Source organism: Winogradskyella tangerina (genome assembly GCF_003260205.1).
Classification (GTDB): Bacteria; Bacteroidota; Bacteroidia; order Flavobacteriales; family Flavobacteriaceae; genus Winogradskyella; species Winogradskyella tangerina.
The window spans coordinates 185,750-199,926 of record NZ_QERF01000011.1; the positions used below are offsets into that span (position 1 = coordinate 185,750).

10 protein-coding genes and 1 rRNA gene are annotated in these 14,177 nt (G+C 38.0%); 1 reads left to right on the top strand and 10 read right to left on the bottom strand.

Going from position 1 to position 14,177, the window contains the following annotated elements:
* Nucleotide 1: 1 nt before the first annotated feature.
* The 6 genes from DDY94_RS15820 to DDY94_RS15845 all read right to left on the bottom strand — a co-directional run bounded on the left by DDY94_RS15820 (nt 2) and on the right by DDY94_RS15845 (nt 5,820).
* Nucleotides 2-850, bottom strand: coding sequence for an energy transducer TonB (locus DDY94_RS15820; RefSeq protein ID WP_111685588.1), 849 nt, complete (start codon nt 848-850; stop codon nt 2-4).
* A 43-nt stretch (nt 851-893) separates the two neighbouring features.
* Entirely contained in the window at nt 894-1,286 is a 393-nt protein-coding gene (locus DDY94_RS15825) for an ExbD/TolR family protein (protein WP_111685577.1), read from the bottom strand.
* Nucleotide 1,287: 1 nt separating this feature from the next.
* The gene (locus DDY94_RS15830) at nt 1,288-1,983 is read right to left on the bottom strand and encodes a MotA/TolQ/ExbB proton channel family protein (protein WP_111685578.1); all 696 of its coding nucleotides are present in this window, start codon (nt 1,981-1,983) and stop codon (nt 1,288-1,290) included.
* 63 nt (nt 1,984-2,046) lie between these two features.
* Nucleotides 2,047-3,438: a sodium:proton antiporter NhaD gene (nhaD, locus tag DDY94_RS15835; protein ID WP_111685579.1), complete on the bottom strand. Its 1,392-nt coding sequence runs from the start codon at nt 3,436-3,438 to the stop codon at nt 2,047-2,049.
* Nucleotides 3,439-3,452: 14 nt separating this feature from the next.
* Nucleotides 3,453-4,679 (bottom strand): Glu/Leu/Phe/Val dehydrogenase dimerization domain-containing protein, encoded by a 1,227-nt coding sequence (locus DDY94_RS15840; RefSeq protein WP_111685589.1) that lies wholly within the window; start codon nt 4,677-4,679, stop codon nt 3,453-3,455.
* A gap of 73 nt (nt 4,680-4,752) precedes the next feature.
* Nucleotides 4,753-5,820 carry an anhydro-N-acetylmuramic acid kinase gene (locus tag DDY94_RS15845; RefSeq protein ID WP_111685580.1) on the bottom strand — a complete coding sequence of 356 codons (1,068 nt, stop codon included), beginning with the start codon at nt 5,818-5,820 and terminating at the stop codon, nt 4,753-4,755.
* Nucleotides 5,821-5,912: 92 nt separating this feature from the next.
* Here DDY94_RS15845 and DDY94_RS15850 point away from each other — a divergent pair, with 92 nt between their 5' ends.
* On the top strand, nt 5,913-7,055 hold the full coding sequence (locus DDY94_RS15850) for an acyl-CoA dehydrogenase (RefSeq protein ID WP_111685581.1): 1,143 nt from the start codon (nt 5,913-5,915) through the stop codon (nt 7,053-7,055).
* 94 nt (nt 7,056-7,149) lie between these two features.
* On the opposite strand, the gene DDY94_RS15855 is transcribed toward DDY94_RS15850, so the two are convergent.
* From DDY94_RS15855 to rrf, 4 genes are all read right to left on the bottom strand, one after another.
* Nucleotides 7,150-9,138 carry an OmpA family protein gene (locus tag DDY94_RS15855; protein WP_111685582.1) on the bottom strand — a complete coding sequence of 663 codons (1,989 nt, stop codon included), beginning with the start codon at nt 9,136-9,138 and terminating at the stop codon, nt 7,150-7,152.
* Between the two features lie 8 nt (nt 9,139-9,146).
* Nucleotides 9,147-10,079, bottom strand: a complete 933-nt coding sequence (locus DDY94_RS15860) for a PorP/SprF family type IX secretion system membrane protein (protein WP_111685583.1) — start codon at nt 10,077-10,079, stop codon at nt 9,147-9,149.
* Nucleotides 10,080-10,137: 58 nt separating this feature from the next.
* Entirely contained in the window at nt 10,138-13,614 is a 3,477-nt protein-coding gene (locus tag DDY94_RS15865; RefSeq protein WP_111685584.1) for a T9SS type B sorting domain-containing protein, read from the bottom strand.
* Between the two features lie 454 nt (nt 13,615-14,068).
* Nucleotides 14,069-14,176, bottom strand: a 5S ribosomal RNA gene (gene rrf, locus DDY94_RS15870).
* Nucleotide 14,177 lies beyond the last annotated feature (1 nt).

Genomic DNA, 14,177 nt, shown 5'->3' on the forward strand with positions numbered 1-14,177 from the left:
TTTACTGACCAACATCAAAATTAATACTCACAAAACCAATTTGTTTCGCCGGCGCATCGGCATCGGCTGGCCATTTATGAGATAATGCAATTTTCTTCGCAGGTTCTAATAAACAAGGATGTGTATTAGTCGTACCTCTAATTCCTGGTTCGGCTTTGACCACTTGACCTTGACGGTTAACTTCAATTCTTACTACAACCAATCCATACTCATTACAGTCTTGTTTGTAAATTCGTTTTGAAGGTCTTCCTCTTCCACCTAAACCATAACCAACACCACCTTTTCCAGGTCCTGAACCACCAAAGTAACTTGGCGCATAAGGGTCGCCAATAGGCTTACCTTTATTTCCTGGTTTATCATCACCACCTTCACCACCATCGTCGCTCCCATCAGAATTGGTTACGCCACCGATAAGATTATCTAGTTTTTTCTTTTTAGCTTCCTCTTCACGTCTTTGACGCTCTTCGGCCTCACGCTTCTCGCGCTCAATGCGTTCGGCTTCAGCCTTTGCTTTTGCTTCAGCTTCCTTTTGCTTTTTGATGGCAATAGCCTCAGCATTTTCCTCAGTCATTACCTCTTCGGCCTTCGTTGATGTTTCTGTAGGTTGTGCTTCTGAAGTTTCAGGTTGTGATTCTTCCACAACTTTTTCTTCAACCGCTTTACGAGGTTGAGCTAAGGGTTTATTACCGCTACCAAAATCTGTTGTTCCGAAGTTTACAGCTACGCCATATTCATCTGGCGGATCTAAGTATTTAGGCCCCACAAAAAACAACAGCAAAAATAGAATCAGAGCAATTAATGCTGTGATTCTTGCTGAATTACGTTGATGTTTGGTCTCAAAATACTTCATCATAAGTTTACTTTATTTTGAATAGTTTCAAAAATGATGCCGTTTAATTTGGCTTCACCGCTAATATCACTTTGAATTTATTTCTATTGGCGATATCCATTACTTTCACCACATTTTCTACCGGAACAGATTTTTCAGCTCTTAAGACTATAGTAGGTTGCTCTTGGTCTGCTAAAATGGAGATCAATTGATTCTCTAGCACACTTTCACCGACACGCTTCTGGTCTATATAGTAAGTGAGGTCCTTCTTTATACTCACTGCAGTCGACTTCTTATTTTCGGTTTTACCACTTGCCTTTGGAAGAATAATATCAATGGCATTGGTGGTTACCAAAGTTGAAGCGATCATAAAAAAGATCAACAGTAAGAATACAATATCGGTCATTGAGGCCATATTGAATTCTGGCGTGACTTTATTTCGTCCTCTAATATTCATATTAGATAGGTTCGTTTAAGTGATCTAAAAATTCAACCGAATTAGCCTCCATCTGGTACACTACCTTGTTGGTTTTAACCACAATATGATTATACGCCACATAGGCAATAATACCAACAATAAGTCCACCGACGGTAGTTGTCATTGCCGTGTATAAGCCACTAGCCAAGACATCCATCTGAATGGTACCACCTGCGTTTGCCAATTCAAAAATGGAAAGGATCATACCTACTACGGTTCCGAGGAAACCAATCATAGGTGCCACACCAGAGATCGTTGCTAAAACACTAACGTTCTTTTCGAGACTATAGATCTCTAATCGGCCTGCATTTTCAATAGCTGTATTAATATCTTCAAGAGGTTTTCCAATTCTAGTAATTCCTTTTGCAATGAGTCGTGCTACAGGCGAATTTTGTTGCGCGCATAACATTTGAGCCGAATCGATTTTACCATTACTCACATGGTCTTTAATCTGATTCATAAAGTTTGAATCGACCTTCGACGCCGCTTTGATAGCAAAAATGCGTTCAAAATAAATATAAGTTGCAACAATAAGTAGTAGGAATAAGATCAGAATGATCACCATTCCTGAAGTGCCACCACTTGTAATTAACTCAATAATAGATAGGGTTTTTTCAACTTGTTCTCCATCAGTTAATACCTCTACCTCATCTTGAATATTACTTAGTAATATCATATAATAAGTTTTAAGTTTAAAAGTTTCTGTAAGTTATAACGCTAGGTTTTTCACTTAAGTATATTAAAACAATGCTCGTGTTCCCATAAAGGCAATAGCACCCGCAATAAACCCAACAAGTGCTAACCATGAAATTTTTCTTAAGTACCAGAAAAAGTCGATCTTCTCCATACCCATAGCCACCACACCAGCTGCTGAACCTATAATTAACATACTTCCACCTGTTCCTGCAGAATAGGCAATAAAGTGCCATAACGGATTATCTAAAGGTTCAGAGAACATCCCTAAACTTGCTGCAACAAGAGGTACATTGTCGATTACTGCAGATCCAACTCCTAGCAGAAGTACCACTAAATCCGAAACTATAGTTCCTGTTGGTTCGGTACCAATAAGACCTATATTTTCTTTCAAACTGTCTGCAAACCCGAAGAGAATACCTAAAGATTCTAGAGCAGCTACAGCCATTAAAATTCCTAAGAAAAATAAGATACTTGGTAATTCAATTTTGGAAAGTGAATAATGCACCGGACTATGACTAGAATGCTCGTGATGCTCATCTGAAACCGCCGAAGAAATTGCAAATTTTGAATTACTGTAAATCTCCGCAAAGATGGCAACTACGCCTAAAGATAGCATCATCCCTACATAAGGTGGTAAATGCGTGATCACTTTGAATATTGGCACAAATACAATAGCACCCAAACCTAAGAATAGCATTGTAGAACTAAATTTACTTCGTGCTTTGTTATCTGATTCCTGTAATTCTAAATCGCCCTTGAATGGTTTCAATAATGAAGCAATAAAAGTTGGTACAATCATACATAATAATGACGGTATAAAGAGATAAACAAACAGCTTCCCAGTTGAAACCTTGTCTCCTATCCAAAGCATGGTTGTTGTCACATCCCCAATTGGAGACCAGGCACCACCCGCATTTGCTGCGATAATTATAAGTCCGGCGTACCATATCCTCACATCTCTGTCCTTCACGATTTTTTGAAGAATAGAAATCAAAACAATTGTAGCCGTCAGGTTATCGATGATCGCTGAAAGTACAAAAGCTAAGATTGAAAACATCCAAAGTAGTTTCTTACGACTATTAAAGTTTACGGCCGACTTTATTGTGGAGAATCCGTCAAAATAATCTATGATTTCCACAATCGTCATTGCACCAAGAAGGAAAACTAATATCTCAGCTGTTTTACCCAGATGATGCAATAATGTTTCTTCCATAAGGTGCATTTTTTCCTCGTGACCTAAAGCACCAAAGTTTTCCATTAAACTATGTTTGGCCGTATCGAACCATTGGGAGAAATCGTCAATTCCCAGAGAAATGAGAGCCCAACTTATAGCCATCATTACCAAAGCAGGGATAAGTTTATCGATCTTAATATTGTGTTCTAAAGTAATGGCCAAATAACCACCAATAAAAACTAAAATTATAACGGTTTCCATAGTAAAAGGATATTTTATATTAATTGTCTAAGCGCGATCTCAAAAGCCGTTTCGCTTATTCCCACGCTATGAGGATTATTCTTTTTAACTTCTTTCAATGCTTTTCTAATCACTTTTGAAGTATCATTAAAAATGGCCTCATCGGTCATTTGCACTTTGCGTTCCATGAAGTAGGCAAATACTCTTGCCATACCACAATTAGAAATAAAATCTGGTATTAAACTCACCTTTTGATCGGTGTGCTCCATAATTGGTCCAAAAAATATTTCCTTATCTGCAAACGGCACATTAGCTCCGCAGGTAATTACCTCGAGACCGGTATCTATCATCTGATCGATCTGTGATTTTGTGATCAATCGCGATGCTGCACAAGGTGCAAAAATTTCAGTCTCTAAGGACCATATTTGTTCGTTTATTTCTTCAAACGGTATAAGGTTGTCTGCTTCCAAAGTATTACCACTTTTGTGAAGATAAAGATCAGTAATTTCTTTAAATGAAAACCCTTCAGCCTTAATAAGACCACCTACTCTATCGATTATTCCAACAACTTTCGCACCCATCTGTGCAAAATAAAAAGCTGCAGAAGCCCCAACATTACCAAATCCCTGAACGACTACACGTTTACCTTTAATGGTACTTTCATTAATGGCGTAAAAGTGTTTGGCTGCTACGGCTACACCATAACCCGTGATCATATCTGCTACCGTATATTTTCGGGTGACATCTGGGGAGTATTTTGGGTTTTCAATAACCTTAATGACGCCTTGTCTTAACTGCCCAATTCTATTAATTTTATCTGCTTGGGTTGGCTTAAAATGACCCTCAAAAACACCTTCTTGAGGATGCCACACACCACTAGCTTCAGTAATCGGGATCACTTCATGAATTTCATCTACGTTAAGATCACCACCTGTACCATAATAGCTTTTTAATAATGGAGATACTGCCGCGTACCAGCGTTCTAAAACGCCCTTTTTTCTTGGGTCGTGCGGGTCGAAATTTATCCCAGACTTAGCACCTCCGATTGAAGGCCCAGAAACGGTAAATTTCACTTCCATTGTCTTAGCCAGAGATAACACCTCATTTCTATCAAGGCCCCTGCGCATGCGTGTTCCACCACCAGCGGCGCCACCTCTTAATGAGTTTATGACTGTCCAACCTTCGGCGTCGGTTTCAGAATCGTTCCAATGAAAAACTATTTCGGGTGATTTATTTTCGAACTTGTGAAGTAATTCCTTTATCAATTTATAGTAATTAGTTAGTTATAACAAATATAAAAAACTCTAATCCCTAAAAGTGAAATAAACATTAATTTTAATTCTCAGGAATCAGAATTTTCCCAGAAGAATGATCTTTACGAGCGCCCGTAACACTTTTCAGGCAATTAATTTCATTTCTATCTTTTAAAACTCCCAACAAACCGAAAACCAAGGCCTCTTTAAATTCAATGATTTTATTATCTGGAATCGAAATTTTTGAACTTGACATTGCTTTAATTCGCATCATTAGAAAATCATTATATGCACCTCCACCAGTTACCAAAACACTTTTACTTTCAACATCAATAACTTTTGATATTTGAATTGCAATGTGCTCAACAACAGTTCTAAGGACATCTTTTATTTCAATTTGCAATGCGTCAATAAGAGGAAACACATAACTCTTCACCCATTCTAAACCTAATGATTTTGGTGATTTTTGAATATAAAAATCAAGTTGATTGAGCTGTGTTAATAGATCTTCATGAATTTTACCATGCGATGCCAGTGTTCCTTTATCATCATACTCGAACCCAAGATCTTTCACGTAATGATTTAATACAATATTAACCGGGCAAATATCAAAGGCTATACGCGTGTTGTCATTTTCAAATGAAATATTAGCAAAGCCACCCAGATTAAGGCAATAATCAAACTCGCTAAATAACATGCGATCGCCTATCGGAACCAATGGTGCACCTTGTCCGCCAAGCTCAACATCCTGAACTCTAAAATCACAAATTATCCTTTGCTGAATGGAGTTGGCTAATGTTTGTAGATTACCAATTTGAAAGGTATAGCCTTTGCTGGGTTGATGAAGCGCCGTATGGCCGTGCGAAGCCACAAAATCAATTTGCTGCAAATCATTGCGCTTTATAAAATCTGAAATAACATTGGCAAGAAAATGAGAGTATTCGACATCAATGTGGTGTAATTCTTCTCTAGAATTTTGTACCAGATTGCTCAATATTGAAGTCCATTTTTGAGGATATTTAATAGTTTCAGCTTGAAGGATTTCGAAAGTCCAATGGCCATCTAAAGCGAAATGTGCATAGATGATATCAATTCCGTCGAGAGAGGTCCCAGACATTACACCTATAACTTTATAATCAGTTTTTGCCATATTAGTAAAAATAACATTACTTATTGAAAATACAGCAAGAAAGAGTTATCTTTGCATGAATTTTTTAACAAATCAATAATCAAAATTACCTTATGGATTTTAGCTTAACCGAAGAACATTTAATGATTCGTGATGCAGCGAGAGATTTTGCACAGACTGAACTACTCCCTGGCGTAATAGAAAGAGATAATACACAAACATTTCCGGATGAATTGGTTCGCAAAATGGGTGAACTTGGATTTATGGGAATAATGGTAGATCCTAAATATGGAGGAAGTGGTATGGATACCATTTCTTATGTGTTGATAATGGAAGAATTATCTAAAATTGACGCGTCGGCTTCAGTTATGGTTTCTGTAAATAATTCGTTGGTTTGTTATGGTCTTGAAGCTTATGGTACCGAGGCACAGAAAGAAAAATATCTAACTAAGCTCGCTACTGGTGAGCAAATCGGTGCTTTTTGTTTGAGTGAACCAGAAGCAGGTAGTGACGCAACCTCTCAGAAGACCACTGCCATAGACATGGGTGATCATTACATATTGAATGGGACTAAAAACTGGATTACTAACGGTGGACGTTCAGATGTATATTTAGTAATCGCCCAAACCGATAGAGAAAAAGGACATCGTGGAATAAATGCGTTTATTGTTGAAAAAGGCATGCCTGGTTTCGATATCGGACCAAAGGAAGACAAATTAGGAATCCGTGGTAGTGATACGCATACCCTTCAGTTTAATGACGTTAAAGTTCCTAAGGAAAATAGAATTGGTGAAGATGGCTTCGGATTTAAATTCGCTATGAAAACACTTTCTGGTGGACGCATCGGAATCGCTGCTCAAGCACTTGGAATTGCATCTGGGGCTTACGAACTTGCTTTAAAATATTCAAAAGAGCGTAAAGCTTTCGGTACTGAGATCTCTAACCATCAGGCTATTGCTTTCAAATTAGCAGATATGTATACCGAAATTGAAGCAGCGCGTCATTTAGTAATGAAAGCGGCATGGGATAAGGACAATGGAAATAACTATGATATGTCTAGTGCCATGGCAAAATTATATGCAAGTAAAGTAGCTATGGAACAGAGCGTTGAAGCCGTGCAGATTCACGGTGGAAATGGTTTTGTTAAAGAATACCATGTTGAGCGTTTAATGCGTGACGCTAAGATCACTCAAATCTATGAAGGCACTTCTGAAATACAGAAAATTGTAATTTCTAGAGGTGTTATTAAAGGATAACTAAAACAAAACATATACTATTTCAAAAAAAGAACGGCCTCTGCCGTTCTTTTTTATTTCAGGTGTTCGTTGTTTGCAAAGCTTGTTCTCATTGCTAATTGTTAGTCATACCTTTAGGGTTAGTTATTATAAACTCACTTCTGCGATTTTGTTGGTGTTCGGCCTCAGTACATTCAACACCATTACTACATCGATTAACAAGTTGAGACTCTCCGTAGCCTTTACCTGATAGGCGTTTTGCGGAAATTCCTGATCTAATAATATAATTTCTAGTGGCTTTATTTCGTCTTTCGGAAAGGCTCAAATTATAGTAGTCTGAAGCTCTACTATCGGTATGCGATCGCACTTCGATATTAAGCTTTGGGAATTTTTTCATTACAGCCACAATCTTCGCTAATTCAATCTCTGCATCTGGTCGGATATGGTGTTTACCTAAATCAAAATAAACGGTTGAAATGTTAAGGATTTCACTGAGGTCATCACCTGGTTTGATCTCCTTCATCCTGCGATCTAAAAACATTTCTAATTGTGTATCTCCTGGTTTTGCGGAGGTTTTAAGCAATTTTTCAGCCGTGAGGTATTCTATTTTGGTAGCCCTAACGAAATACGTTTCTTCACAATTTATGGCCTTTTCAAACTTAAATTCGCCCTTAGAATTAGACACGGTATTTTCAATTAATTGATTCTTTGAATCTCTCAATTCAATTGAAACTCCAGCCATTAAAGCATTATTATCTAAATCTCTGACTAATCCGTCTAATGTCTGCTGGCATGGAGTTTCTTTAACAGGAGTTTGTTCTTTTAAATTAAATCCATAAATACTGTCATCACCCAATTCATTTCCACGGTTAGATGCAAAATAACCAGTATTGTTATCACTATTTAAAATGAAGGTAAAATCATCTTGTGGACTATTCACAGGCGTTCCGACATTTTTAATTTCTGCAATGCTTCCATTGGCACTAATTTTAGTTTCGAATATGTCGAGCCCCCCAAGACCTACATGACCATCAGAGGCGAAAAAAAGCGTACCATCCTTTGAAATAAATGGAAAAGTTTCACGTGCCTCGGTGTTAATTTCTGAACCAAGATTTCTGGGCACACCAAAATCACCATCGCTTAAAATATCAACCACATACAAATCTGAATCCCCCAAACTCCCAGGCATATCAGAGGCAAAATATAATTGTTTACCATCTGGACTCAAAGCTGGGTGTGCCACTGAATACTCATCACTATTAAAAGGTAGTTCCTCTGGTTTACTCCATTTATCTCCTTTTCGAATTGAGCGATAAGTTTTTAACCGATTAACACCAGTAGAATCTTTTCCGAAGCGGCCTTTGTTATAATTATTTCGAGTAAAATATATGGTTTGGAAATCTTTATCAAACACTGAAGTAGACTCATGATATTTCGTATTTACCCTTTTCGAAAAGGGTTTGATATTTTGAAGCTCTCCGTTTGCGTCAATTTCTGCTGCATAAAGATTTAAAAAGGGCTTATTATTCCAAACATGCCTCATTCTTTTTACAACTCCTGTATCTCGAGAAGATGAAAAAACTAAACCATCCTCAAAATAGGAAGGTGCAAAATCTGAAAACTCAGAATTCTCTCCCAAGAGCCTTATGGTATAAATTTTACTCGATTCGGAAATTGTTTTGAGATAATCTTTATCCTTTGAAAATTTTGTTGCTCTTTGATCTGATTGTGTCTTGTTATTAAATATTTGCATTATTTCATCTGCTTTCTCGTAATGTTCAACCGCCTTTAACGTTTGGGCATATCTGAAATAATATTCGGGTGTAATATTGTTCTCTGGAGATGTTTTTGATAAAGCAAACATTTTATCATAATAGCCAGATGCCTCAGGCAGCATGGCATTGAAATAATATGAATCCCCTAATTTCCTGTATATCTCAACAGATTCATAACCTTCTTTAATTACTTCTTCATAAATCACGATAGCATCTATATAAGCGCCCTTATCAAAATTTTTCGTTGCTTGTTTCAGTGCACTATTCTGAGCATGGCAGAAACTAGCACAGAGAATTACAACAAGTATTTGTAATATTTGTTTCATCATTTTTTAGTTTAAAAGAATCTTGGAGATATTAATTGTCCCTTATTTTTGAAAAGTTCGAATCGCATAAATACTTCATAAGAACCATCGTTAAAACTGGTATTTCCTAATTCAGTGGTGTCTTTGTCGTAAGCAAATCCTATCATGATCTGGTCAGATAGTTGGAACCCAGCTAAAGCGCTCCATGCCACATCCATCCTATAAGCGGCACCTAAAGAAAATTTATCATGGAACATGAAACTCGCTGATAAATCGAGTGCAATAGGAGCACCTTTTACTCCTTTTAATAAAAAGGCAGGCTTAAATTTTGTACTTCTACTTAAATCAAATACGTATCCGCCAATGGTGTATATATGAAATCGTTCAGTAACGGAAGACAGGCTAGACCTATCAAAGTGTTTAGTTTCTAGTATATTTGGAATAGACATCCCGAGATACCATCGATCGGAATGATGGTAATAAATCCCAAATCCAAAATTTGGAGAAAATTGGTTGTCTATATTGTTTTGAAAACCAGGGTCACCATCTGTATAAATATTCAATTTTGTAAAATCTACGTTCAACAAATGTCCTCCTGCTTGAAGACCAAATGACAGCCGTGCATTCTCTGAAGTCGGAATGGTATATGAAAACACAGCATCAAACTGAGTCTCACTTGTAGGGCCAATATTATCATGGATTACTGAAAATCCTAAACCTACACGGCCAGACTCACCAACTGGACTATGAATATTTAGGGTTTGTGTTTCTGGAGCACCATCTAATCCAACCCATTGTGAACGATGTAATGCACTAATACTCATTACTCCACGATTACCAGCATAAGCCGGATTTATACTCATGGTATTATACATATATTGGGAGTACTGACTCTCTTGTTGAGCAGATAAAAAAACTGTGCTCAACACACATAAAAGAGTCAATACCATATTTTTAGTTTTCATATTTTAAGTAGGTCAAGATTAGGGTGATGCTATTCGTCTGAAATTTGATAAGCAGAGCTTATTGTTGGATATACACGTATCCCGCTTTATTTATTATCCTTGAATTACTGCCATCTCCCAATACAAATTCATATTGAAGGACATAGTAGTAGGTACCTGTAGGAAGTTTGCTGTCTGCCGTAATTGTAATCCTATCGTCAGATTCCCCTCTAAACACATTTGAAATATTGTCATAGCCACTAGTCTCAAAAACAAGTACGCCCCAACGGTTATAAATTGAAAGCGTATTGTTGGGATAACAGTCTATACCTTCAAGCCTGAAAAAATCATTGATACCGTCATTATTGGGTGTAAAACCATTGAATATCTCTACCTCACATGAGTAACTGATTCTCTGCTCGTGTATAGTTTCATTTCCACAATCATCAATAGCTGTCCAACGGCGCGTTAAAATGGTCAATGCACTACAACTTCCGACGTCTTCATATTCATCAAAATAGACTTCTGTATTACCACAAATATCTATTGCCTGTAGGGTGGCCGCATCGGGTACTTGATCGCACTCTACAAATAGATCCGTTGGCAGTGTACCAACAAACTCAGGTGGTGTGGTATCTTCAATCGTGAAAGTGGCATCTGTCATACTTACGTTTCCACATTCGTCAGTTAAAGTAAATATTACGGTTTCGCTACCAGTTGCTCCACAATTATCACTAAGCCCCATACTATTATGTGTTACCATCGCTGTACCACAATTGTCCGTCCCTGTAAAACTGTTTAGCCAAGTTTCGAACATACCATCAGGATCGATGGTACCATCGCACTCAATTGTCATATCCATTGGTGCATTGATCCACGTTGGTGAGGTTGTATCTTGAATGGTTATAACCTGCGTGAATACTTCTGAAATATTTCCGCAGTCATCAGTAACGGTCCACATATTCGTGTAAGTCCCTTCATTAGGACATGAACCAGTAACAAAAGCTCCCGATGTCTTTACAATATTAGTAACATCAGTATCACAATTGTCAGAAGCTACAGGAAATTGAGATTGTGCAGTATTCAAACCAACTATATCATCACATTCTAAGGTGATATCTAAGGCATTAACCGCCGTTGTCCAAGTCGGTGAGGTCGTATCTTGAATCGTTATAATCTGCGTGAATACTTCGGAAACATTTCCACAGTCATCCGTGACCGTCCACGTATTCGTATAAGTTCCTGAATTAGGACAAGCGCCAACAACAAAAGCTCCCGAAGTCTTCACAATATTAGTGACATCGGCATCACAGTTGTCTGAAGCTACAGGAAACTGAGATTGTGCGGCATTCAAACCTTCAGAATCATCACATTCTAAGGTGATATCTAAGGCATTAACCGCCGTAGTCCAAGTTGGTGAGGTCGTATCTTGAATCGTTATGATCTGCGTGTATACTTCTGAAATATTTCCACAGTCATCCGTGACCGTCCAAGTATTCGTATAAGTTCCTGAATTTGGACAAGTGCCGACAACAAAAGCTCCCGAAGTTTTCACAATATTAGTGACATCTGCATCACAGTCAAATGAAGCTACAGGAAACTGAGATTGTGCGGCATTCAAACCTTCAGTATCATCACATTCTATGGTGACGTCAAGTGCACCCTTTGCCATTGTCCAAGTTGGTTCGGTTGTATCTTGAATCGTTATGATCTGCGTGTATACTTCTGAAATATTTCCGCAGTCATCAGTAACGGTCCACGTATTCGTATAAGTTCCTGAATTTGGACAAACACCAACAACAAAAGCTCCCGATGTCTTCACAATATTAGTGACATCGGTATCACAGTTGTCTGAAGCTACAGGAAACTGTGATTGTGCGGTTGTCAATCCACTAGTATCATCACATTCTATGGTTATGTTAAGTGCGCCAGCCAAGGTTGTCCATGTTGGGGCTTCGTTGTCGCATAATATGGTAACCTGATAGTCCTCTACTTCGCCGTCTGTAGCATTGGTGGTTGCATCTATGGCTGTATCAGTGGTCCATCGTAATCTAGCAAAGGTGTTACCTAAGGTTGCCGTACATGGAATAGTCAACGAAAGTCGAATATTACCATCAATATTACCATCTCCATCATTTGGTCCTCCGTCGTTGACATCAGTCGCTAACTGTTCACCAGCATCGAAAACACCATTTAGGTTGAGGTCTAACCACAAACTTAAATTTCCATTGCCTGCTACATTTTCTTCAACAGGAATATCCACCAAGGTTTCTATTCCTTGTACAAAGTTGAGTGTGGTCAGCCCACCTTCGTCATCAGTGCCGTCTGAATCATCTCCGTCGGCATCTGCTCCAGCCAAGCTCAACGCATCATGGTCAGGCGCAGTCGGACCTATGAATAAACCGTTTTCAATTTCATGCTGAACGTCGCCGTAAGTTGCAGGTGCATCGCTACGGTCGAAGGATAAAACGTTTAATGCGGCTATTAATACACCATTGTTATCAGAATCGATATCCTCTTGAGCCATATTTATATTATTGGCCTCAATCGTATTTGTAATAGTTTGACCTGCCGTACCCTCATCTACTCGAAATGTAATTGTTAAGGTGGCTATTTCTCCTCCAGATATTTTTGGGATTGACCATTCACCATTAATTGGGTTATAAGTTCCTCCTGAATTGGTTCCATCACTTGAAGTTACACTGTTTAAAAATGTTAGACCTGTCGGCAGAACATCAATGATCTCCACGCCAGTTGCGGCCCAATCATCTGTAGTATTTTCTACTGTTATGGTGTAGGTTGAAGTGTCTCCTTCCTCAAGTAATGTTGCTGCTACTTCCTTATTCACCGAAAGGTCAGATAGCGAAATTACTCCAAATCCAAATCCTTCTAAGCGACTTGCATCATCAACACCAGTAACTTGAATTGTATTTGCGCCCTCCGGAGCAGAAACAGACCAAGTAACACAAGAATGATCCCAAACTCCTGTACTTCTTCGGCAGTCACCAGTAGCATTTCTAAGCTGTTCAACCCGAATGGATGAGTCGGATTCTTCTACAATTCGCAATTGACCATCTGGGTCATTTACCACTGCGTTACCTGTGGCTCCGGTCCAACTAATCATATATTCATCTATATTATTGGCAAAACTTATTGGCATGCCGTTAGAACCAAAAAAGGTAACGAGATAATGAATATCCGGATCTGGAATAATAACTGTAAACTCTGCATCTAGCGACCAGTTAAAAACGGTTGTAACATTATAATTAAACCCTATTCCGCCTCTAGGAGGAAATAAAATCTCTTGATCATCGGTACTTATCGTAGGATCATAATCACTATCAAGGTTCCATGTACCATCTGTGAAAATTCCATCCAAATCAGCATCAATATTACCAGAAGCATTATCCTCTGTATTGACCATACCGTTGAAAACAAGTTGTGAATGTCCATCAATACTCAATGATAATAAGATTAAAAGAATGAATCCATTCCTGTACAATTTTGAAGTTTTCCAAAGTGAAAGAATGTGCTTAGGACTATTTTTTAGAATCATATCGAAGAATTCTGAGTAGATGCCTATTGATGTTCGAATTAATAGATATATCTACTTATAATATGAGTCAAAATAAGCGCATTTCTCCTACAAATATGTGGTTATGTAATATGTGGGACTTGCAGTAAACAACTGCAAATAATTATGTAATAAGCGTTATTTCTAAAATTTTGATTTACGCATTATAGATATCATTTATTGATACTTTATATAGCTGACTGAAGTATGTTGTCTTGCCTTGTAGAAAAAAGAAAAATACTTAGAGTGAAGTTGAACAAATTAAAGACCCATTCAAAGTTCTAAGTAAGTATTTAAAGAAGCAGCAATTCAGTAAGTACATTGATTTACGAGCTTTAGTGATGTAAATCGATTGTAAGGAACTAATCATGCCAAAAGTGTGACCAACAAGTTTTTACCAAAAAAAAAGCCTCCAAGAAAAATCTTGAAGGCTTAAAAAAGGCGGCGACCTACTCTTCCACGATTGTAGTACCATCGGCGCAAACGGGCTTAACTTCTCTGTTCGGAATGGTAAGAGGTGAGCCCCGTCGCTATAACCACCTTAA